The following is a 23,359-nucleotide window of genomic DNA, read 5'->3' as shown; positions in this document are numbered from 1 at the left end:
CGTCAATCGCTCGCCATCCGCTGCCCTTCCGCCAGCAACTGCCCCAGCAGCGCCCTTAGCGCACCCGGACGCACCGGTTTGTAGAGCAGCCGGCAGCCCGCAGCTTCGATGTCCTCGCGCACGGCGGCGTCGCGGTCGGCGGTGACGACAGCCGCAGGGATGTCGCTGCCCAGCCGGGCGCGCAATGTCCGCAAGGCCTCCACGCCGGTCAGACTGCGGTCGAGGTGGTAGTCGGTCAGGATCACGTCGGGCGTGCGGCCCTCCAGCTTCTCCAGGGCTAGGTCCGGGGCGACCGCGGTGACGACGCGGCAGGACCAGCTGGACAGCAGATCCTCGGTGGCGCGGGCGATGGCGGGCTCGTTTTCCAGGCAGAGCACCAGCACGCCGCGCAGGTCGCGGCCGCGCGGGCGGACCACCACGGCGCGGGCGGCGACCGGCTCGTCGGTCAGCGGCACCAGCACGGAAAAGGCGCTGCCCCGCCCGACCTTGGAGCGCACCTGGACCGTATGGCCGAGGATGCCGGCCAGACGTTCGACGATGGCGAGGCCGAGGCCCAGCCCCTTGCCGCGGTCGTCGCCGTCATTGTCCAACTGCCGGAACTCCATGAAGATTTCCGGCACCTTGTGTTCGGGGATGCCCGGCCCGGTGTCCCACACCTCGATCGACAGGAAATTCCCACGCCGGCGGCAGCCCAGCAGGATGCGGCCGGTGCGGGTGTAGCGCACCGCGTTGGCGAGGTAGTTCTGCAGAATGCGCCGCAGCAGCGTCGGGTCGCTGCGCACCGTGGCCGAACAGTCGACCACGCGCAGCCCCAGCCCGTGGCGGCTGGCCAGCACGGTGAACTCCTCGCCCAGCGGCTTCAGCAACTCTTCGATGCGCATCGGCACCGGGTTCGGCTTCACCACGCCGCTGTCGATCTTGGAGACGTCCAGCAAATCGCCCAGGATCTGCTCCACCGACCGCAGCGAGGCGTCGATCTGGCGGATGGCGCTGTCGCCGTTGCGTTCGGACAGGGCCGACAGGAACAGCCGGGCGGCGTGCAGCGGCTGCAGCAGATCGTGGCTGGCGGCGGCCAGGAAGCGGGTCTTGCCGCGGTTGGCGCGCTCGGCCTCCGCCTTGGCTTCCGACAGGGCGTGGGTGCGCTCCTCGATCCGTCGTTCCAGTGATTCGTTGGCTTCGCGCAGGGCAGCGGCGGCGCGGTGGCGCTCCGTGACGTCGGTGTAGACGGCGACGAAGCCGCCGCCCCGAGGCTTTGAACTGGGCATCGGGTTGGTGGCGATCTCCAGCACCGTCCCGTCGGGCCGCACCCGTTCATAGACGTCGGGCTTGTTGCGGCGGCGCGGGTCGGAACGCCGCTCCAGCAGGGTCTCGATCTCGCCATTCCGGCCATATTCGCCGCGCCGCGCGATCAGCCCGACGATGTCCTGCAGCGAGGTGCCGACCTGGACGAAGCCGTCCGGCAGATCCAGCAGGACCAGGAACTGGTTGTTCCAGGTGGCGACGCGCCAGTCCTCGTCGAACACCGCGATGCCCTGGGGGACGTTCTCGACCGTGGCGCGCAACAGCTCGTGCTGCTTCAGGATGGCGCGCGACGCCTCGTCGATGATCGACCGCGCGTCGGTGCGCGACAGCCGGCGGTCCGACAGCAGCCCGGCCACCACAACGCGGGCCGACGCCGAACCGACCGCACCAGCCAAGAGCCGTTCGGTCAGCTGGATCGCCTCCCCGTCGGTGCGTGTCAGCAACGCGGTGCGCAGATCGCCCTCCGCCACCCCGGTGAACCGGCGGAAGGCGGCGTCGGCGCGCGGCTGCCCGACATAGCGTACCGCCAGATCGTGCAGGTCGGCCAGCGTGGCGCCGCGCGGCCCGTGCGGCTCGCCGTCGGAGGCGCGGCGCAGGCTCATGAAACGGGCGGCCTGCTGGCGCTCCAGCGTTGACGGGCGGGTCAGCAGCGACATCACAACGAACAGCAGGATGTTCGGACCCAGGCTCCACAGGGCGGCGTTGGTCAGCGGGTCGATGCCGGCGATGCCGGCCAACGCCACCGGGCTGAGGCCGGTCAAGCCGAACGGACCCTCGCGCAGCGCGCTGGAGGCCAGCCAGCCGGCATCGGCGAAGGACGGCAGCAGCATGGTGTAGGCCCAGCCCAGGAAGCCGGCGCAGATGCCGGCGAAGGCGCCGCTGCGGCTGGCCCGGCTCCAGATCAGGCCTCCCAGCAGGGCGGGGGCGAACTGCGCCACCGCGGTGAAGCTCATCATGCCGATGGTCGCCAGCGGAAAGGCGGGGCCGATCAGCCGGTAGCAGCCATAGGACAGCAGAACCAGCACGATCACCGCCGACCGGCGCACCAGCAGCAGGATCCCCGCCGGATCGTCGCGCAGTCGCCGGTCGTCGGGGCGCAACGCCATCAGCAGCGGAACGGCGATGTCGTTGCAGATCATGGTGCTGAGCGCCACCATCTCCACCAGGATCATGCTGGTGGCGGCGGAAAGCCCGCCGATGAAGGCCGCCAGCGCCAGCCACGGCCGGCCCTGGCTCAGCGGGATGGACACCATGAAGGTGTCGGCGTTGGTCGTGCCGTCGGGAAGCAGCATCAGCCCGGCCAGCGCCACCGGCAGGACGAACAGGTTGATGGCGACCAGATAGGCGGGGAACAGCTTGGCTGACGACTGCACGTCGCCGGCATGGGTGTTCTCCACCACCGCGACGTGGAACTGGCGCGGCAGGCACAGGATCGCCAGCCCGGACAGCAGGCAGGCCACCCACCAGTCGGTGCCGATGCTGTCCAGCCTGATCAGTTCGAGGAATCCGGGATTGCGGACAGCGGCGTCGATGAAGGTGGCGGGGTCGCCGAAGACGGAAAAGGCGATGGCGCCGCCCACCCCCAGCGCCGCGGCCAGCTTCACCACCGATTCGGCGGCGATGGCCATCATCAGCCCGCGGTGATGTTCGTTGGCCGACACGCTGCGCACGCCGAACAGGATGGCGAAGGCCGCCATCAGCAGCGCCGCCATCAATGCCGTCCCGCCCGGCATCTGGCTGAGGTCGGTGCCCAGCGAGCCTCCGGCCAGGATTTCGAAGCTGACGCTGATCGCCTTCAACTGCAGGGCGATGTAGGGCAGAAGCCCGATCACGGCGGCGATGGTGACCAGCGCCGCCAGACTGCGGCTCTTGCCGTAGCGGGCGGACAGGAAGTCGGAGATGGAGACGACGTTCTCCGACTTCGCCACCCGGACGATGCGGGCCAGAATCGGCCAGCCCAGCCCGATCATCAGGATCGGCCCGATATAGATCGGCAGGAAATAGAACCCCCCCGTCGCCGCCCGCCCGACCGCGCCGTAGAAGGTCCAGGAGGTGCAATAGACGCCGAAGCTCAGCGCATAGAGCCAGGGCGTGCGCCGGTCGCTGCCATGATTGCCGGTGCGGTCGCCGTACCACGCGATGGCGAACAGCGACAACAGATAGGCCAGCGATGCGGCCAGGATGAACCAGCTTTCCATGGGGCTTTGCGCATCCCGTTCTTGATTTTCACTCCCTGCGGGAGGCAGCTTATCACAAGGCGCGCATGTGCGCCGCGCCCGCATTCGCCACCCACCTTCGGCCGCACGCATAAGGCGGATGCCGGCCTTGGACGGGGGCAAAGGTGGCCGCCCGACCGCGCCTCCGGCGAACGTGGCACTCTTCCGATCAGTCGTTGTTCTTCCTGCGGGGCTGCAAAGCCTTTGGTCGAAAACGCAAGGGTAAGGAGAGTCCGAATGGTAGCGGTCAGCGCCGGGTCCCAGACCAGCATCAACACCGACGAACTCGGGGTGACGGGTATCCGGGGCGGCACGGTCACCGTGGCCACGCCCAGCCAGCTCGTCATCAGCTATCCGGACGGCCGGTCCACCGACTTCCGCGGCAATTTCACCTATGACGCGGCCAGCCAGACCCTGACCGGCGGCACCATCGCGAGCGTCACCAACGCCACGAACGGCGTTCCCGACCTGTCGGTGTCGCAGTTGAACCTGCCGGTCGCGACCGCACTGAACTGGGCTGCGGCCGGCACAAGCGCGGAGGCGATCCGTGATGCCCTGCTGAGCGGCAACGACAGCCTGACCGGGTCGGATTTCAACGACACGATGCGCGGCTATGCCGGCGACGACACCATCAACGGCGGCCGGGGCGACGACCTGCTGGATGGCGGCAAGGGCGTGAATATCATCGACGGCAGCGACGGCATCGACACGGTGGTCCGCCACGCCTCGCGGGCCGACAGCGGTGCGGTCAAGCACGATGGCGAGATCTATGTGATCGACGCCAACGGCTATGACCGGCTGACCAATGTCGAGTTCATCCAGTACGCCGACCAGACGGTTGCCGGCGCCACCGCCCCGGTGTTCGACGGCCTGTCCTATCTCGCCGCCAACACCGACCTTGCCGCGGCCTACGGCACGGACTCCGATGCCGCCTTCGACCATTACCGGTCCTTCGGGTGGAGCGAGGGGCGCACCCTGACCTTCAACGCCGCGGGTTATCTCGCCGACAATCCGGACATCTTCGCCGCCTTCGGCACCGACACCAGCGCGGCGACCCGTCACTATATCGAAATGGGACGGCTGGAAGGCCGCCAGACCGATTTCGATTCCATGAGCTATCTCGCCGCCAACCCGGACCTGATCGCCGCCTTCGGCACGGACACCACCGCGGCGGCGCTCCATTATGCCCAGTTCGGCCGCAACGAGGGCCGGAACCTGGAGTTCGACGCCTCGTCCTATCTGGCGCGCTATCCGGATCTGCAGGCCGCCTTCGGCACCGATCTGCAGGCCGCGACCAACCATTACGTCCAGTTCGGCTACCAGGAAGGCCGCGACGCCTCGCCGCTCGCCACCGGCACCGCCTTTGCCGCGGCCGACGCCACGCAGCCGCACGCGGCGCTGTCGATTGCCTGATGGGGGTCACCTGACGGCGGCCGCCTGACGGAACCCGGACGGAAAATGGGCGGAGGGAAATCCCCTCCGCCCATTTCCTTTGCTGGACCATCGCCGGTTCAGGCGAAGGCCGGTGGCGTCAATCGTGCTGATAGATGTCCACGTCCTTGGTCTCGCGGACGAACAGCAGGCCGATCACCAGGGTCGCGGCGGCGATGATGATCGGGTACCACAGCCCGGAATAGATGTCGCCGGTGGCCGCCACGATGGCGAAGGAGGTCGTCGGCAGGAAGCCGCCGAACCAGCCGTTGCCGATGTGGTAGGGCAGCGACATCGAGGTGTAGCGGATGCGGGTTGGGAACATCTCCACCAGCATGGCGGCGATCGGGCCGTAGACCATGGTCACATAGAGGACCAGCACCGTCAGCAGGGCGACGACCATCACCGTGTCGATGCGGGCGGGATCGGCCTTCGGCGGATAGTTGGCCGCCTTCAGCGCGTCGCCCAGCCCCTTGTCGAAGGCGGCGCCCGCCGCCTTGGCGTCGGCCGGGGTGGCGGCGGTGGCCGGACCGTGGCTCAGCGACACGGTGGTGTTGGCCTGTGGCAGGGCGGAGTAGCCGGGGATGACCGTGCTGCCGACCTTGATCGAGGCGACGGTCCCGGCCGGCCCCGCTTCGTTGGTGTAGGGGATGCCGCGTTTCACCAGGGCGCTCTTGGCAATGTCGCAGGAGCTGGTGAACTGGCTGGTGCCGACCGGGTTGAACTGGAACGAGCATTCGTTCGGATCGGCGACGACGACGACCGGCGCGGTGGCGATGGCTTCCTCAAGCGCCGGGTTGGCGTAGTGGGTGATGCCCTTGAACAGTGGGAAATAGGTCAGGCAGGCCAGCAGCAGTCCCGCCATGATGATCGGCTTGCGGCCGATCCTGTCGGCCAGCGAACCGAAGATCACGAAGAAGGGCGTGCCGATCAGCAGCGCCGCCGCGATCATCAGGTTGGCCGCCTGGGCGTCGACCTTCAGCGTCTGGGTCAGGAAGAACAGGGCGTAGAACTGGCCGGTGTACCAGACCACCGCCTGACCGGCGACGAGGCCGAACAGGGCGAGCAGCACGATCTTCAGGTTCTTCCACCGGCCGAAGGATTCGGTCAGCGGCGCGGTCGAATGCTTTCCCTCCTCCTTCATCTTCTTGAAGGCGGGCGATTCGTTCAGCATCAGCCGGATCCACACCGAGATGCCGAGCAGCACGATGGAGATCAGGAACGGGATGCGCCAGCCCCAGGCGTTGAAATCCTCCGGCGACATCGACACGCGGCAGCCCAGGATGACCAGCAGCGACAGGAACAGGCCGAGCGTCGCAGTGGTCTGGATCCAGGAGGTGTAGTTGCCACGGCGCCCATGCGGCGCATGTTCGGCAACATAGGTGGCGGCACCGCCATATTCACCACCGAGAGCCAGACCCTGCAGCAGGCGCAGCCCGATCAGGATGATCGGCGCGGCGATGCCGATCGAGGCATAGTTGGGCAGGATGCCGACGATGAAGGTCGACAGGCCCATGATGAGGATGGTGACCAGGAAGGTGTATTTGCGGCCGATCATGTCGCCGAGACGGCCGAAGACCAGGGCTCCGAAGGGCCGAACCGCGAAGCCGGCGGCGAACGCCATCAGGGCGAAGATGAAGGCCGCGGTCGGGTTCACGCCCGAAAAGAACTGCGCGGCGATGACCGCGCTGAGCGATCCGTAGAGGTAGAAGTCGTACCACTCGAAAACGGTCCCGAGCGAGGACGCGAAGATGACTTTCTTCTCCTCGCCCGTCATCGGTCGGACGGCATCAGCCGTCGAAGCCGCATAGGCCATGGTCTTCACCCTCCCAAGTGAATAAGCCAGGACTGTGGTAGGTTTTTGGTGAGCGGCACATCGCGGTCATGCCGTTGAATGACCGAGCCCGCTTCTTGGTCGTTGTGCGGATAGTTGTGTACACAAACTATCAGCGTCACCCCCGACCATGGTCGGGGGGCAACGGGGCGCGGTATTGGGTTACGCTGTCCTATTGTGCGAATTCGGCCGCTTGCCGGAACAGCCCTTACTGGAAAACCGGGGCATAGAGCAGCCCGCCCTGCGTCCAGGGCCTGTTCACGCCGCGGTCCAGCTTGAAGGGGGAGCGGCTGCCGAGATTGCGGTCGAAGATCTCGCCGTAATTCCCGACCTGCACCACCGCCTGATAGGCCCAGTCCGGACGCAGGCCCGCCTTCGCCGCAACGTCCGGCATGCCGGACAGCAGGCGCCGCATCTCGCTGCTGCCGGTGATGCGCTGGAAATTGGCGTTGGCGCCGGTGACGCCGGCATCGTCGGTCAGGAACAGCGCGAACATGACCCAGCGTACCGCCGCCATCCACATGCGGTCGCTGTTCGGCGTCAGTGGGGCCAGCGGCTCGCGGGCAGCAACGGAAGAGGCCACGGGGGTGTCGGCGATTTCCAGCGCGTCCTGCGGCGCGTCCAGCATATTCAACGCCGTGGTCAGCAACGCCCGGTCGGCGCTGACCGCCGCGCAGTCGCGGCTGAGGAAGGCCTCCAGCGTGTCGGGCCAGCCGGGGAAGCTGCGCAGCTTCCAGGGTCGCTTGCCGCCGGCGATCAGGGACTCCAACTCGGCCTGGGTGGTGGTGCCGGCCGGCACGCAGACCGTCAGCTCGCCGTCCAGCGCCGACCGGCCGTCGGGCAGCCGCCACGCGGCGATCCCCTGCACGTCGTAGAAGATCGGCGGTCCGAAATCGACGGCATAGGTGGCGTCGCGCGTCAGGGTCCAGGAGGTCTGGGCGAAGGAGACGTCGACCTCGCCCGCGGCGACGGCGTCGAACTCCTGCAGCTTCGACAGCCGGCGGATCTCGATGGCGTCGGCCTTGCCCAGCACCGCAGCCGCCAGCGCCCGGCACAGATCGACCATGAAGCCGACCGGACGGCCACCGTCGTCGTTGGCGGCGAAACCGGGGTTGAAGGACACCCCGCAGCGCACGACCCCACGCCGCTCGATCTCCGCCAGCACCGGCCGGTCGCCATTGCGCGCGGCGGCGGAGTCCGGCTGCGCCGCGGCGGCTCCGGTGACGGCACCGGTAAAGGACTGCAGCGCCAGCAGCAGGCCGAACGCGACGGCAACAGGCTTCGACCCCATCCTTCTCCCCTTATCCCACGGCCGGGCTATGATACGCTGCGATCGTTCTCGCGCAAACGATGCGGGACCGGATAAGCAGGGACAGGAATGGCGGACGGCAGCGGGTCGGGGTCTGGCGGTTCTGAACCGGACAGGGCCGGGATGGTCAGGATCGGGGTCGGGGCGCGGCTGTTCGGCGCGCTTGCCTTCAACGGGCTGGTCGCCTTCCTGATCGGACTGGGCGCCTACATCGCCTTTGACGGGCTGCATGCCGGCATCACCAAGGTCACGTCGGAGCAGTTCCCGGCCGTCGTCGCCTCCGCCAAGCTGGAGCGCCAGCACCAGCGGATCATGCGGACCCTGGAACAATTGGCCCTGTCCGAAGAGAATTTCGGACGCGAAACGATCAAGCAGGGGCTGGCCGACCAGCTCGACGGCTATGATCGCCTGCTGGCCGAGTTGGATTCGGCCGACGGCCGGCAGGCCCAACGGATCGCCGGGCTGAAGCTGCAGCGCGACGAGATCCTGCGGCTGCGCGACGCCATCGACCGCGGCGTCGCCGCCCGCATCACCGCCCGCCGCGCCCTGGCCGACCGCACCCGCGACGTGCGGCGGATGGCCGACGCCCTGGCCGAACCTGCGCTGCGCGGGGTAGAGGATGCCGGCGTGCAGCGCTGGCTGGCGATGGCGGAACGGCTGCTGTTTCTGATCGCCTCGGTCCATCAGGCGGAGAACAGCTTCGCGCTTGCCCGGCTGGCCGACAGCGCCGCGGCGCAATTGGCAACGCTGGACGGGTCGGTTCCGGCGGGGGACGTGTCGGACCGGCTTGCCCGGCTTGCCGAGGGCATGCGGTCGGTGGTGGAAGGCGACCGTTCCGTCTTTCGCCAGCGGCAGGCGGAGTTGCAGGCGTCGGAGATGCTGAACGGGCTGGTCGACCGCGCCAATCAGGTGTCGCTGGTCAACACCGGGCTGAACACCGGCATCTTCGTCGAACAGACCAAGGCGGCGGAGGAAAGCCGCCAGCAGGTGATCGAGGTCTCCACCACCTACACCCGCCTGTTCTTCGCCTCGGTCGGCGTGGTCGTGCTGGGGATGGTGCTGTCGGTTCTGTATGTGCGGCGCAAGGTGCTGGCCCGGCTGTGGGCGGTCAGCGAGGCGATTCGCGACCGCACCGGCGGCGGCCGGGCCGAGGTGCCGGTGACCGGCGCCGACGAGATCGGCCAGCTTGCCCGCGCGCTGCGCTTTTACATCCAGGAGACGGAGGATAAGAGCGCGGCGCTCCGCCGCAACGAGCAATGGTTGCGCACGGTGCTGGAGGCGGCTCCCGTCCCGCTGGTGATCTCCGGCCGCGCCGACGGCCAGATCCGCTTCGTCAACCGCCGCGCCGCCGACCTGTTCGAGGTGGACGAGGCCGGCGAGTTGCTCGGCCGCCCCGCCGCCAGTGTCTGGTACGTCCCGCAGGTGCGCGACGAGTTCGTCCGCGACGTCTTCACCAGCGGCATCGCGCTCGATGTGGAGACAGAGCTGGTGACCCAGTCCGGTCGCCGGTTGTGGGGCCTGCTGTCCGGCATCGCCTTCGAATTCCAGGGCGAGGAGGTGCTGCTCAGTTCGGTCGTCGACATCACCCGCCGCCGCGAGGCGGAGGAACTGTTGCGCCGGACCCAGGCCTTCCTGGATGCGGTGATCGACAATGTGCCGAGCGTTCTCTACGTGCTGGACGGCGACAGCGGCCGCGTCGTCCTGTGGAACCGGGCGGCGGAGGATTGTTTCGGCACCCGCCGCGCCGACATCGAGAACCGCACGCTGGGCGAGGTTCTGGGGCCGGAAACCGGCCGGGCGCTTGCCGGCGGCGATCCCGGTTCGATGCGCTCGCTGGGGGTGGAGGAGCTGGTGCTTCCCCGCAACGGCGAGAACACCGTCTTCGCCCTGCAGCGCCATCCCTTCGAATGGTCGGGCGACGGGCGCTGCCGAATCATCTGCGTCGCCAACGACATCACCGCGTCGCGCCGGGCGCGCGAGGAGTTGCGGCAGGCCAAGGAGCGGGCGGAGCGGGCCGACGCCGCGAAGACCGAATTCCTCGCCACTGTCAGTCACGAGATGCGTACACCGCTGAACGGCATCCTCGGCCTGTGCCGGCTGCTGCTGACCGGCCAGCTCCATGCCGGGGAGCGGCGCTATGCCATGTCGATCATGCGCTGCGGCCATGGGCTGCTCGATCAGGTCAACGACATCCTGGACCTGCGCAAGATCGAGGACGGCAAGCTGGACCTCGACCCCGCCCCCTGCGCCCTGCTGCCGGTGCTGGAAGAGGTCGTTGCGACGGTGGAAGGACTGGCGAACGAGAAGGGGATCGACCTGGACCTCGACATCGCGCCGGAGGTGCCGGAGCTGGTGGTGGTCGACCGCCAGCGGCTGCGTCAGATTCTGGTGAATCTCGTCGGCAATGCGGTGAAATTCACCGAGCGCGGCGGGGTGGACCTGCGCGTCGATATCGAACCGGGGCCGGAACGTTCCGGTTCCGGAGAGATGCTGCGTCTGGCCGTGCGCGACACCGGCATCGGCATTCCAGCCGACCGCCGCGCCGCCATCTTCGAAAAGCTGGAGCAGGCCGATCCGACCATCGCCCGGCGCTTCGGCGGCAGCGGCCTGGGACTGGCCATCGTCCGCCACCTGCTGGATGCCATGCAGGGCAGCATCCGCGTCGACAGCGCCGAGGGGCTTGGCAGCGTCTTCACCGTCACAATTCCGTTGCAACGGGTGATCGAGCCGGCGCTTCCCGCCCGGCCCGGCCGGCTTCTGCCGATCAGCCGGGTGCGCTCGCTGGCCCTGCTGCTGGTGGAGGACGACGCGATCAACCGCGAGGTGGCGCTGGGCCTGCTGTCCGACGCTGGCCACCGCATCACCGTCGCGGAGACGGGGGAAAAGGCGCTGGAACTGGCGACGCGGCGGCGTTTCGATGCCATCCTGCTGGACATCCGCCTGCCCGACATCGACGGGCCGGAGGTGGCGCGCCGCATTCGCGCGCTTGACGACGCCGACCGCGCGGCGGTGCCGATCGTGGCGGTGACCGCCAACGTCTTCGCCGCCGACCGTGCCCGCTACATCGCCTCCGGTATTGATGCGGTGATCGAGAAGCCGATCTTCCCGGAACGCCTGATGCACCTGCTGTCGAACGCCGTCGCCGCGCGATCCGATGAGGACGAGGAGACGGGTGCCGGAACGGTGCCGTTCGAGCCGTCCGCCCGTCCGCCGGTGGTGGAGGACGATGTGAACGAGGAAATTCTGGAGCGTTACATCCGCTCCCTCGGTCCGGCACGCTTTGCCACCATCCGCGGCCTGCTGCTGGAATCGGCGCAGGACGGGCTGCCCCGCCTGAGCGCCGCCGACAGCTCCGACGACGAGATCGAGGACATCGCCCACCGGCTTGCCGGCGCCGCCAGCCATTTCGGCCTGACCGGCTTCGTCGGCCTGATGCGCGCGGTGGAGGATGGCATGCGCGAAGGCCGCCGGGCCGAGGCGCAGGAGTTGGCCGCCACCGCGGAGTCGGCGTTCAGCCGCGGTCTCGCGGCGATGGATGCGGTGCGGGGTGTGCTGGAGGGGGTGTGAGGCGAGGAGTTCTCCCCCGCCTCATGCCGACTTGCTCACGCCCCCTTGGCGGCGCGGTAGGCTTCCATCAGCTGGCGGCCGGCGGCGAGGATGCCCTCGCGGTCGCCCTTCTTGACCAGGGTTTCGTCGACCAGCTTGCCGCCGGCGCCGACGCAGGCCACGCCGGCCGCGACATAGGACGCCACGGTGGTGGCATCGATGCCGCCGGTGGGGACGAAGCGGACGCCGGGGAAGACCGACTTCAGCGCCTTGATGTGCGCCGGGCCGACGGTGGAGGCCGGGAAAATCTTGATGGCGTCGGCGCCGGCGGAAATCGCGGCATGCACCTCGGTCGGGGTCAGGGCGCCCATCAGGCAGGCGACGCCGTGGTCGCGGCAGGCGGCTGCCACCTTCGGCACGACGCAGGGCGACACCACATACTTGGCGCCGGCCTTCACCACCTCGGCGACGGCGGCGGGGGTCAGGACGGTGCCGGCGCCGATCAGGGCGTCGCCCTCGGCCGACAGCTCCTCGATCAGGCCAACGGCGCCGGGGGTGGTCATGGTGATCTCGAAGGTGCCGTAACCGGCCTCGCGCAGCCAGGTGACGGCGGTGCGCGCCAGATCGGCGGAGCTGTTGCGGATGACCGGAACGACGCCGTAGGCGACCAGCTGGTCCAGGATTTCAACAGGGCTCTGTGTGGTCGACATCAGGATTCCTCGGATTTCTTCTGGATGATTGGGGATGCGGAGTTTGAAAGGGAAGCCGGCCGCTCCGGCACGCGGTGGTGCCCGGCCAGGACCGCCTTGATGCGGGCCAGACGGCGGTCGAGGCCCGGCGGAGCCTGCAGCCCGACGGCGACCGTCAGCACGTCGATCAGCGCCAGCTGCGCCAGCCGCGACGCCATCGGGGTGTGAACGGCGGTGTCCTCGTCGACGTCGACGGTCAGGCGGATGTCGGCACGTTCGGCCAGCGGAGTCGCCGACGCGGTGATGGCGATCACCGTGGCGCCGCCGTCGCGGGCGATGGCGGCGACATCGAAGATCTCGTCGCTGGTGCCTGTCTTTGAAATCGCCAGCAGGGCGTCGCCGGGGCCGAGTGTTGCCGCCGCCATCGCCTGCAGATGGGCGTCGGTGCTGGCGGTGACCTGCGGCAGCAGGCGGAACAGCTTGTGATGGGCGTCCAGCGCCACCGCGCCCGACGCGCCGACGCCGACGATCTGCACCCGCCGCGCCCGCGCCAGCACCCCGGCCGCCTTTTCCAGCGCCATGCTGTCGAGCCGGCTGCGCAGGCGGACCAGCGCGTCGATGGAGCGGTTCAGCACCTTCTCCGCCGCACTGGCGACGCTGTCTCCGGGGGTGAGGTCGCGCACCAGCGGGGTCGGGCGGTCGCCGACCTCCTCCCGCACGGCGGAGGCCGCCAGATGCTGGGCCAACGAGATCTTGAATTCCTGAAAGCCGCCGAAGCCGGCGGAACGGCAGAAGCGCAGGACCGACGGCTCGCTGACCCCTGCCTTCCCGGCCAGCTGTGCCAGGCTGTCGCGGACCGCGGCCTCCGGATCGGCCAGAACGGTGCGGGCCACCGCGGCTTCCGCGCGGCGCAGGCTGTCGAGGGACGAGGCGATGGTGTCCAGCATGGAAGGGCCAGCGTGGCTGCCGAGGAACGAATGTAGTTTTACTACAGACACGCCGCTTTGTCGACCCGTCTGTGAAGCAACGCTACATTTCGTCCGCGTACCCCTTCACTTGCCGTACCCTTGCCCGAGCGGATTTGGCGGGTGTCGAAGGGGAGAGTGCCCGATGCAGGAGGTGATCCTGGCGTTACAAATGAAAAGCCCCTCTCCTGGGGGAGAGGGGCTTTTCGGCTGGGTCAGGCCGACCGCACCTGACTGAGGAAGCGGTCGATCTGCTGCTGGAGGTGACCGGTCTGGGTCGAGACCTCCTGGGCGACCGACAGGACCTCCTGGGCCGACTGGCCGGTCTGGCCGGCGGCGGTGCGGACCTGACCGATGTTCTGCGAGGCCTGGGCGGTGCCGCCCGCCGCCTGCTGGACGTTGCGGGCGATCTCCGAGGTGGCGGCGCCCTGCTCCTCCACCGCTGCGGCGATGCTGGCAGCGATGTCGTTCAGGCGGCCGATGGTCAGGCCGATGCTGCGGATGGCGTTCACCGCCTCGCCGGTCGCCTGCTGCATGGCGCCGATCTGGCCGGCGATCTGGTCGGTGGCCTTCGCCGTCTGGCTGGCCAACTGCTTGACCTCCTGCGCCACCACGGCGAAGCCCTTGCCGGCCTCTCCCGCTCGCGCCGCCTCAATGGTGGCGTTCAGCGCCAGCAGGTTGGTCTGGCCGGCGATGTCGGAGATCAGGTCGAGCACGGCGCCGATGCGGCTGGCGGCCTCGTTCAGTTCGCGCATGGTGCTGTCGGTGCGGTCGGCCTCGTTTGCCGCCTTGGCGGCGATGGTCGCCGATTCGGTCACCTGCCGGGCGATTTCGCTGATCGACTGCGACAGCTCATGCGCGGCCGACGCGGCGCCGTCGACGTTGACCGACGCGGTCTCCGCCGCCTCGGCGGCGCTGCCGGCCTGACGGGAGGTGTCGTCGGCGGTCGCCACCATGCCGGCGGCGGTCTGATGCATCTGGGTGGCGGCGGCGGACACCGTCTCCACCACAGTCTTCACGCCGTTCTCGAACTGGTCGGCCAGCGACAGCATGGTCTGGCGGCGTTCGCCGGCGGCCCGCTGGCGTTCGGCCTCGGCGGCGGCGCGGGTTGTTTCCACCTCGCGCGCGGTGTCGCGGAAGACGAGCAGCGCCGCCCCCATCTCCGCGATCTCGTCATGGCCGTGCAGCGCGATCTCGGCGTCCAGGTCGCCGGCGGCGATCCGGCCCATGCCAGCTTTGAGAGCCATCATCCGACGGATGACGATGCGGCCGATATAGAGCCAGACGACCAGGATCGACACCAGGATGCTGGCGACGGCGACGGCGATCTGCGTCAGCTGGCTGTTGTCCAGCATGCGGGTGGTGGCGCCGCTGGCCTCGGCGATGTTGTGCTTCTGGCCCTCGACCAGGGTGGCGATCCCCTTGGACAGGGTGGTGGTCAGGGCGTGGTTGCTCTCCAGCAGCTGGGTGAAATAGCCCTGGATCGCCAGTTCCTTTTGCCGGAGGGTGACCAGCGAGGTCTCGCCGATCGAATAATCCTTCAGCAGGTCCGCCTGCTTCGAGGCGACGGCAGCCAGCCGCTCCGGCAGCCCCTGGGCACCGTTGGACAGGCCGGCGAGCGACACGCCGACCCGCGTCTCGATGATCGCCAGCCGCTGATCGTCGTTGGTCGTCGCCGCTTCCATCAGCATGTTGCGGATGTTGGCCGCCTCGTTCGTGACGACCATCAGCGGCTTCTTTTGAGTCGTGATCTTGGACAGTGCGGCCGCCGCTTCGCGCAGCGCGGCGGGAGCGGTGTCCGCCTCTCCCAGGGTGGATCGGGCCTGTTCCTCGTCGTTGTTGAGGACCGAGGTCCACGGGGCGGCGAATTTCTGGATTTCCGCCTCGGCCGCCATCACCTTCGGCAGCATCGCCGTGCGCTCGGCCGCGAGCGCCACCCGTTCGGCCGCCGCCTGGTCGAGCTGCACGAGGTTGTTGAGCAGCCCCTGCGACGCCTGCTCGATGGCGGCGAGCTGGTCCCCGGCGGAGCCGGTGGCGCGCAGCCGGGACAGGCGCGTGTTGAATTCCTCTTTCGCCTCCGCGATGCGGGCGGAAACCGCTTCCCGCGCGGCGGCGTCGTCGGCGGAGGTGAGGGCCGGTGCCAGCGCCACCAGCCGTTCGGCCTGCTGCGCCACCGCCATGCCCTCGGTCATCGCCGGCACCGCTTCGCCGACGATGGCGTCGATGGTGGTGCGCACATTCGCATAGCCGATCAGCGCCACGGCGGCGGCGACCAGCGTGCCGGACAACACCACGCCGATGGCGATCATCAGCTTGGCGCGCAGCCCGGAATACCAGGCGGCGCCTTTCGCGGGCGCGCCCTGGAGCATCATGCTCCGGCTATCGTTCGACATACCGTCCTCCCCCCTTGATGCTCTCGGGCACCAGCGCTCCACACGTCACTGCGGCCGGCCGTTCCGGCTCTCGCCGCATCACCGTTTCCTCCGTCCCCTCCCCGGGACGGCCATCGGCGAGGTCACGGGAAAGGAACAGTTGCAAATAATTTGACCGTTCCGTGACTAGGAAAGCGCCAAAATCGCTAAGAAAGAAATAAGGAGAATCCACGATTCTTCCGCATTGCGTTGCGGATCATGCCGCATCGCAATGGATGGCCCGCCGCGTCACATGAGGATTTCACCGAGAAGGAGCACACTCTGCCGGACGCAAGTCGGAAGGGTGGCCTATGCCGCGGCAAATCACATCTGATTTAAGTGATATAACAGATTTACTCGCAACCGCCGGCCGCAAAGGCGTCAGGCGGACGGACATCGGCCCAAAAAATCGCCGGCCTTTGGGGAAAGGCCGGCTCGTGAGGTTTGGAGGCAACTTTGTTCGGGTGCCGCGTCAGGCGAGCGCTTCCCGCGGGCCGAAGAACTCATGGACGATGGCCGACTCCGGGAGGCCCAGTGCGGTCAGCGCCTTGACCACCGCGGCCATGAAGGGCTTCGGGCCGACGACATAGGCGGCCACGCCCGGCTCCTTCGGCAGCAGGTTGGCCAAACGCTGCTGGTCGAGCAGGCCGACCATGTGCGGCTGGTCGCCCGGCTGCGGCTCGGCATAGCAATAGACCGGCTTCAGCGCCTCGTTCAGGGCGGCCAGCTCGTCGATCTGCCGGCGGAAGGCGTGGACCGAGCCGTTGAGCGCGGCATGCACGTAAATGACCTTGCGGCCGGCGGCCAGCGCCTGTTCCGCCAGCGGCAGGGCGGGGGTCTGGCCGACGCCGCCGGTGATCAGCAGCAGCGGGCCGGCGCCCTCGCGCAGCACGAACTCGCCGGCCGGCGGATAGACGTCGATCTCGTCACCGACCTGCACGCGGTCATGCAGGAAGCCGGACACCAGACCCTGCGGCTCGCGCTTCACCGAGATGCGGTAGTCGCGGCCGTTCGGCGAGGCCGAGAGGCTGTAATTGCGGTGGACGGTGTCGCCGGCGACGGTCAGGCGCAGGCCGAGATACTGGCCGGGATGGAAGTCCATCACCCGTCCGCCATCGACCGGCGCCAGCCGGAAGGAGGTGATGACGGCGCTTTCCGGCGTCTTTTCGACGATGCGGAAGCGCCGGGCGCCGCGCCAGCCGCCGGTCAGCGCCGCCTTGCGGGCATATTCCTTTTCCTCCGCCGCGATCAGCAACTCGGCCAGCTGCCAGTAGGCCGCGCCCCAGGCGTCGGCGACCTCGGCGGTCACCGCATCGCCCAGCACCTTGCCGATGGCTTCCATCAGGCAGGTACCGACGATCTTGTACTGGTCGGGGGTGATGTTGAGCGAAACGTGCTTCTGAACGATGGCCTCCACCGCCGGGCCCAGAACCTCCAGCCGGTCGATGTTGGAGGCGTAGGCGATGATGGCGTTGGCCAGCGCTTCCGGCTGGGCGCTGCTGCGCTGGTGGCTCTGGTTGAAGACTGCGCGCACCTCGGGGAAGCGCTCGAACATCAGCGGATAGAAGGTGCCGGTGATCTCGTTTGCATTGGCGGCGACGGCGGGAGCCGTGGCCTTGATGACGGCGATCTGTGCAGGCGTCAGCATGAAGAGGGCAATCCTTTTACGCGTCACGTTGTCGCAACCAGATGGCAAACCCTGTGCCAAAGCGACGCAGCCAGCGATTCCGCACTGCACAGAAGGGAGCGTTGTCAAAGCGACCGCGGACGCTATGATGTCGAATGAACAACGATATGGTCATTTCGACAACGGTGCTGCCGCTCGCGGAGGCAGGGGCGCTTTTGCGGGCGCTGGACGATCCGGCGCAACTGTGGCCGTTGCTGCTCGACCTGATGGCGCGGCATCTGCCCTGCGATGCCTGTGCGCTGCTGCGTCACGACAGCCGGCTGGGGGAGGAGGGGCTGCTGGTGCCGCTGGCCACGCGCGGACTCAGTCCCGATACGCTCGGCCGGCGATTCGAACTGGGTGAGCATCCCCGCCTGCAGGCGATTGCCGAGGCGGAGGACGGGCCGCTGCGCTTCCCCGCCGGCTGCGAATTGCCCGACCCCTATGACGGGCTGATCCCCGACCTGCGCGAGCGGTTGCATGTGCATGACTGCGTCGGGGCGCCGCTGAGCGTCGACGGGCGGCCCTGGGGCGTGCTGACGCTGGACGCGCTGAACGAGGGGCGTTTCGACGGCTGGGACGGGGCGATTGCCGCCTGGGCGCAATTGACTGCCGACCTCGCGACCGCGGTGGAGCGGCGGGCGGCACAGGACGCAGCCATGGCAGCGGATGGCGGAACGCCCTTGCGCATCCTCGACGATCCGCCGCATGGGCTCGATTTCGACCCCGTCGGCAGCAGCCCGGCGATGGCGGCTCTGCTGACGGAGGTCGATACCGTGGCGGCCAGCGACCTCGTCGTGCTGGTGCTGGGCGAGACCGGGGTGGGAAAGGAGCTGGTGGCCCGCCGGCTGCACGCCCACTCCCCCCGCGCCGCCGGGCCGCTGGTCCACGTCAATTGCGCCGCCCTGCCGGACGCGCTGGTGGAAAGCGAGCTGTTCGGCCATGTGCGCGGCGCCTTCTCCGGTGCGGTGGCCGACCGGCGCGGCAAGTTCGAACTGGCTGACGGCGGTACCCTGTTCCTGGACGAGGTCGGCGAACTGCCGCTGGCGGTGCAGGCCAAGATGCTGCGGGCGCTGCAGAACGGCGAGATCCAGCGAGTCGGCTCCGACCGCCACATCACCGTCGACGTGCGGGTGATCGCCGCCACCAACCGCGATCTTGCGGCGGAGGTGCGGGAGGGCCGCTTCCGAGCCGACGTCTATCACCGGCTCAGCGTCTATCCGCTGCGGGTGCCGCCGCTGCGCGACCGCGGCACCGATATCCTGCGGCTGGCCGGCCTGTTCCTGGAACGCAACCGGGCGCGGCTGGGCCTGCGCAACCTGCGTCTGTCGGCGGCGGCGGAGCGGCGCATGCTGGCCTACCCCTGGCCCGGCAACGTGCGCGAACTGGAGCACGCCATCGGCCGAGGCGCCATCCGCGCCCGCGTCGCCCGTCCGCCGGACGGCGGCGTGCTGACCCTGACCCCGGTGGATTTGGGCTTGGAGGATTTGGGCTTGGCCGATCCGGGGCAGGAGGGGGGGAGTGCCATGACGGCAGCGATGCCGGCACAGCGGTCCCGCCTGCCGGAACCGCCGGACCTGCCCGAACTGCCGTTGCGCGACGCGGTGGAAGATCTCGAACGCCGGATGATCCGCGAGCATCTGGCCCGCCACGACGGCAACTGGGCGCAGACGGCGCGGTCGCTCGGCCTGGACCGCAGCAACCTGTTCCGTCTCGCCCGGCGGTTGGGATTGCGGGAATGAGCGGGGAGGGGCTGTCCTGGCGCGCGGACATCGACGCGCTGGTCTTCCGCCCGGCCGGCCACGGCGGCTGGTGCGCCGTCCACCGTCTGGCCTTCCGCGCCCTGCTCGGCCGGCGAGACCCGACGCCGGAGGACTGCCTCGCCTACGCCGCCGCCCACCGCACCGCGTTCGAGGCCGCGGCGGCCGGCAAGATATCAGGGCGCGGCTACGGCGCCGCGGCCAGTCTGCATCTGACCAGCCGCGACATCGCCCGCTTCCTCTAGAACCCCATCTGCCGCGGCATCCACAGCGCCAGTTCCGGCCAGATGATCACCGCGACCACCACCAGCAGCATGGTGACCAGCGGCCACATCACCCAGCGCAGGGTGCTTTCCATCGAACAGCCGGTCATGCGGCAGGCCACCATCAGGTTGACGGCCATCGGCGGGGTGAACTGGCCGACGGCGATCATCAGGGTCAGGATGACGCCGAACCAGGTCAGGTCCCACTTGTAGGCGGTGGCGATGGGGATCAGCAGCGGCAGCAGGATGATGAAGATCGAGATGCCGTCCAGGAAGGTGCCGATGATGGTCAGCATCACCACCAGCAGCGCCATCACGCCATATTCGCCAAGGCCCGAGTGGATGATGGCGTCGGCGATGGGGTCGATCACCGACAGGGTGCTCAGCGCCCAGCCGAACACGCTGGCCAGCGCGATCACCGTCAGGATGATGGCGGAGATCTCCGCAGCCTCCACCAGCATGGAATAGAGATCGCGGAAGCGGATGGTGCGGTAGACCACCATGCCGAGCAGCAGGCCGTAGGCCACGGCGATCACCGCCGCCTCGGTCGGGGTGAAGATGCCGATCCGCAGGCCGCCCAGGATGATGACCTTGGCGAACAGGCCGAGGGATGCGTCCCACAGGCTGCGCCAGAAGGGCGGTCGCGGCTCGTGCGACAGCTTGGCGCCCAGATTGTGTTTCCGCGCCAGCCAGAAGACCGGGATGATGAGGGCGAGGCCGGCCAGCGTGCCGGGAATGATGCCGGCGGCGAACATCGAGGTGGTCGGGGCGGCCGGCACCAGGACGCTGTAGATGATGAGGGCGACCGACGGCGGGATCAGGATGTCGGTGGCCGCCGCCGCGGCGATGACGCTGGCGATGTAGGGGCGGGGATAGCCGGCGCGGATCATGCTGGGCGCCATCACGCCGCAGACCGCCGCGGCGATGGCGGGGCCGGAACCGGAGATGCCGCCCATCATCATCGCCACCACCACCGCGATGATCGCCAGCGCGCCCTTGCCCTGGCCGACGATGGCGGTGGCGAAGCGCACCAGCTTCTGCGCCACGCCCGACCGGTCGAAGATGGTGCCGGCCAGCACGAACATCGGGATGGTCAGCAGCGGATATTTGGCGATGCCGGTATAGACGCTGGTCGGAACCGAAATGACGCCGAGATGGGCGAAGGCGATGGCGGCGGTGCCGGCCAGGCCAAGGGCGGCGGCAATCGGCACGCCCCCCAGCATCATGACCAGGAAGGACCCGAAGAGCAGGGTGGTGATCACGGTTCGCCCTCCGGGATATGTCCGGTTTCCAGCGGTTCGGTGCCGCGATGGATGCGGATCATGCGGCCGATGGTGCGGGCCAGCACCACCAGCGACAGGACCGGCAGCCAGATCGTGTAGATCCACTGCGGCAGCCCCAGCGCCGGGGAGGTCACCTCGAACCGGTAATCGTCCCAGGTCGTCCAGGTGCCATAGACCACCAGCAGCCCGTACATCACCGCCACGCAGGCCATGGCGAACTGCTCCGCCCGGCGGCGGTTGGTGGGCGACAGCTTGTCGGTGATGAAGGTGATGCGGATGTGCCGGTCCTTCACCACCGCGGCCGAGGCGCCGAGGAAGGTCAGGATCACCATCAGCGCAATCGAATATTCCTCGGTGAAGGCGAAGGAGACGTCGGTGAGGTAGCGCACCACGACGTTGGCGAAGGTGATCAGCGCCACCACCGCCATGGTGATGGCGACCAGCACCTCTTCGATGCCCAGGGGGACGCGGGGTTTCGGCACCGGCCGGACGACGGTGGGGTCGTGATCGCTCATATTGCCAGGGTCCAGATGGTGGGAGCGGGATTATTCCCTTCACCTGTCAATCAATGCAAGAAACGATCTCTCCGACGGACTAAAGTGTGATCGGTTCGAGCGGAAACGCTTGAACCGCGAATCACACTGGAAAACCAAAAGTTTAGGGTCTGTCAGGTGCTTTAATAAGCATCTGACAGACCCTGATCCGCCGGCATGCCGGCCATCCGGTCTTCGCAGAGCGCGTCTTTACCGAGCGGGATCCGCAGCGTGAAGACGCTTCCCTCGCCCAGCCGGCTGTCCACTGTCACCGTCCCGCCATGCAGCGCCGCGATGCGGCGGACCATGTTCAGCCCGACGCCGCTGCCCGCCGCCGTTCCGGTGTTGGACGCGCGGAAGAACCGGTCGAACACCCGCTCCCGCTCGCTGTCCGGGATGCCGATGCCCTGGTCGGCCACCGACAGCGCCAGCTGTGATTGACCGTCCGGCCCGTCCTCGCTGCAGGCGCGCAGCCGGACCGGCGTGCCTGGAGGCGAGTATTTCAGCGCGTTGTTCAGCAGGTTGTGGACGCACAGCTCCAGCATCGGGCCGTCGCCGGTCATCCGGGCCGGACAACCGTCCAGATCCAGCTCGATCCGCCGGCCGGGGGCGGCGTCGCCCTGGGCCGAAGCGGCGGCGCGCAGCAGGGCCGGCAGTTCCAGCGGATCGCGGCGCAAAGCGAAAGCCGGGTCGCTCAGCCGGTCGTCGGCAAGACAGGTCTCCAGGATGTTGACCTGCCGGCGCACGGCCCGACGGATCTTCTCCAGCCGCGGCAGCATGCCGGGGGCCTTCACCTCCGCATCCATCAGCAGAAGCTGGGCCGCGCCGTCGATGATGGCGAGCGGCGTCTTGAACTCGTGGGCCGCCATCGACAGGAAGCCGTTCAGCGCCCGCTTGGCCTCCTGCTCGGCCACCAGCCGTTCCTCCGCCTCCAGCCGGGCGAGGTCGAGGCGCCGCACCATGTCCTCCAGCCGCATTTCGGCCCGGCGGCGATGGGTGACGTCACGCAGCATCAGCAGGCAGCCGACCTCGCGCGCCGCAGCACGCCCGCCGGCGCTGCCGGAGGTGAGCGGGACGCGGGTCGCCTCGAAGCTGCGCAAGGTGCCGTCACTCTCCAGCGTCAGCGGCACCGGAAGGGTGATGTTCCGCGGCGACAGCGCCGACAGGCCGGGGAGGTCGGCCAGCCGGCGGCCGAGCGGCGTGCCGTCGGGCACCAGCGCCAGGGCCGCCGGGTTCGCCTCCACCACCGTGCCGTCGGCATCCAGCACCAGAACGGGGTCGGGTACGGCGTCCAGCAGGGCATCACGGGCGACCGGCAGCAGGACGAACAGGCGCCGCCGGGTGATCAGCCAGTAGAACACCGCGCCCATCAGCAGGAAGCTGAAGGGAGTGGGATCGAAGTCGAACAGGGTCAGGTTGCCGGTGACGTAGCCGACATTCGCCACCCACGGCACCGCCATCGCCACCAGAAAGCCCAGGTAATGGGTGCGGTAGGCCGGCGTGGCCCGGTGGATGCCGCTGGCGGTGACGACGATGCTCATCACCATGAAGGCATAGAGATAGATGGTGACGACGAAGAACAGCAGGCCGTGGCTGTAGTCCAGCGCGGCGCCCGGCGCGTCGCTGATCGGTTGGACCGCCGTATAGATCAGCTGATGGGCATCGTTGGTCAGCGCCGCCACCCAGGTCAGCGCGCCGACCACGACCGGCACCAGCCGCCAGCGCGCCGCCAATTCCTCCTGCGTGTAGGACCAGAGGAACAGTGCCCAGAAGCTGGGGGTGCAGACGATGCCGAACCACGCCATCTCGGCCCAGAACAGTTTGTCCGCCGGGGCCGGGACGATGGTTTCGATGGCGGCGGCCGTCGTCCACCAGGAGGCGGACAACTGCATCGCCACAAAGTTGAAGCGCCCAGGAAAGGGGGGCAGAGCCCAGCTGCGCCATGCCGTCCACAAGGTCGCCAGTACCGCGGCAAGCAGGAGAAGGGCCGGCAGGGTCAGCATGGCGGAACGGACGGAACGGGCAAGATGGCTCCGGAGGAGTGGCGCGGCCGTTCCGCAATGGAGCGGGAAAGCGCTACGGCACCGCAGCATGGACCGGCCGGCCGCAACTCCGCAAGAGCCTGCGGCACTGTGATCGGCCTTGGCCCGA

Annotated in this window: 14 protein-coding genes; 4 read left to right on the top strand and 10 right to left on the bottom strand. The window is 68.6% G+C overall.

Annotated features, from left to right (window positions below; genetic code table 11):
• Positions 1 to 2: 2 nt before the first annotated feature.
• Entirely contained in the window at positions 3 to 3,500 is a 3,498-nt protein-coding gene (locus tag TSO5_RS08070) for a NahK/ErcS family hybrid sensor histidine kinase/response regulator (RefSeq protein WP_109151110.1), read from the bottom strand.
• A 255-nt stretch (positions 3,501 to 3,755) separates the two neighbouring features.
• Here TSO5_RS08070 and TSO5_RS08065 point away from each other — a divergent pair, with 255 nt between their 5' ends.
• The gene (locus tag TSO5_RS08065; RefSeq protein ID WP_109151109.1) at positions 3,756 to 4,931 is read left to right on the top strand and encodes a hypothetical protein; all 1,176 of its coding nucleotides are present in this window, start codon (positions 3,756 to 3,758) and stop codon (positions 4,929 to 4,931) included.
• A gap of 118 nt (positions 4,932 to 5,049) precedes the next feature.
• Here the strand turns inward: TSO5_RS08065 and TSO5_RS08060 are convergent, their stop codons facing one another.
• Both TSO5_RS08060 and TSO5_RS08055 read right to left on the bottom strand, forming a co-directional pair.
• A complete protein-coding gene (locus tag TSO5_RS08060) occupies positions 5,050 to 6,765 on the bottom strand; it encodes an MFS transporter (RefSeq protein ID WP_109151108.1) in 1,716 nt (571 codons plus the stop codon).
• A 226-nt stretch (positions 6,766 to 6,991) separates the two neighbouring features.
• Positions 6,992 to 8,074: a transporter substrate-binding domain-containing protein gene (locus TSO5_RS08055; RefSeq protein ID WP_109151107.1), complete on the bottom strand. Its 1,083-nt coding sequence runs from the start codon at positions 8,072 to 8,074 to the stop codon at positions 6,992 to 6,994.
• Positions 8,075 to 8,215: 141 nt separating this feature from the next.
• On the opposite strand from TSO5_RS08055, the gene TSO5_RS08050 reads away from it, so the two are divergent.
• Positions 8,216 to 11,659, top strand: a complete 3,444-nt coding sequence (locus tag TSO5_RS08050; RefSeq protein ID WP_247870641.1) for an ATP-binding protein — start codon at positions 8,216 to 8,218, stop codon at positions 11,657 to 11,659.
• Between the two features lie 35 nt (positions 11,660 to 11,694).
• Here TSO5_RS08050 and TSO5_RS08045 read toward each other — a convergent pair whose 3' ends face one another.
• From TSO5_RS08045 to hmpA, 4 genes are all read right to left on the bottom strand, one after another.
• Positions 11,695 to 12,348 carry a bifunctional 4-hydroxy-2-oxoglutarate aldolase/2-dehydro-3-deoxy-phosphogluconate aldolase gene (locus TSO5_RS08045; protein ID WP_109151105.1) on the bottom strand — a complete coding sequence of 218 codons (654 nt, stop codon included), beginning with the start codon at positions 12,346 to 12,348 and terminating at the stop codon, positions 11,695 to 11,697.
• On the bottom strand, positions 12,348 to 13,274 hold the full coding sequence (locus tag TSO5_RS08040) for an SIS domain-containing protein (RefSeq protein ID WP_109151104.1): 927 nt from the start codon (positions 13,272 to 13,274) through the stop codon (positions 12,348 to 12,350). The genes TSO5_RS08045 and TSO5_RS08040 overlap by 1 nt, the downstream gene beginning before the upstream one ends.
• Positions 13,275 to 13,507: 233 nt before the next feature.
• Entirely contained in the window at positions 13,508 to 15,685 is a 2,178-nt protein-coding gene (locus TSO5_RS08035) for a methyl-accepting chemotaxis protein (RefSeq protein WP_247870640.1), read from the bottom strand.
• Positions 15,686 to 16,175: 490 nt separating this feature from the next.
• Complete coding sequence (hmpA, locus tag TSO5_RS08030; RefSeq protein ID WP_109151103.1) at positions 16,176 to 17,351, bottom strand: NO-inducible flavohemoprotein; 1,176 nt, start codon at positions 17,349 to 17,351, stop codon at positions 16,176 to 16,178.
• A gap of 146 nt (positions 17,352 to 17,497) precedes the next feature.
• Between hmpA and norR the strand changes: the two genes are divergently transcribed.
• Positions 17,498 to 19,111 carry a nitric oxide reductase transcriptional regulator NorR gene (gene norR, locus TSO5_RS08025; protein ID WP_247870639.1) on the top strand — a complete coding sequence of 538 codons (1,614 nt, stop codon included), beginning with the start codon at positions 17,498 to 17,500 and terminating at the stop codon, positions 19,109 to 19,111.
• Positions 19,108 to 19,374, top strand: coding sequence for a hypothetical protein (locus TSO5_RS08020; protein WP_109151101.1), 267 nt, complete (start codon positions 19,108 to 19,110; stop codon positions 19,372 to 19,374). The genes norR and TSO5_RS08020 overlap by 4 nt, the downstream gene beginning before the upstream one ends.
• Here the strand turns inward: TSO5_RS08020 and TSO5_RS08015 are convergent.
• From TSO5_RS08015 to TSO5_RS08005, 3 genes are all read right to left on the bottom strand, one after another.
• Entirely contained in the window at positions 19,371 to 20,654 is a 1,284-nt protein-coding gene (locus tag TSO5_RS08015) for a TRAP transporter large permease (protein WP_109151100.1), read from the bottom strand. The genes TSO5_RS08020 and TSO5_RS08015 overlap by 4 nt on opposite strands.
• Positions 20,651 to 21,190 carry a TRAP transporter small permease gene (locus tag TSO5_RS08010; RefSeq protein ID WP_109151099.1) on the bottom strand — a complete coding sequence of 180 codons (540 nt, stop codon included), beginning with the start codon at positions 21,188 to 21,190 and terminating at the stop codon, positions 20,651 to 20,653. The genes TSO5_RS08015 and TSO5_RS08010 overlap by 4 nt, the downstream gene beginning before the upstream one ends.
• A 161-nt stretch (positions 21,191 to 21,351) precedes the next feature.
• On the bottom strand, positions 21,352 to 23,211 hold the full coding sequence (locus tag TSO5_RS08005; protein ID WP_109151098.1) for a histidine kinase N-terminal 7TM domain-containing protein: 1,860 nt from the start codon (positions 23,209 to 23,211) through the stop codon (positions 21,352 to 21,354).
• Positions 23,212 to 23,359: the final 148 nt, after the last annotated feature.

Origin of the sequence: Azospirillum sp. TSO5 (genome assembly GCF_003116065.1) — a bacterium.
Classification (GTDB): domain Bacteria; phylum Pseudomonadota; class Alphaproteobacteria; order Azospirillales; family Azospirillaceae; genus Azospirillum.
This window is presented reverse-complemented; position numbering and strand designations above follow the sequence as displayed.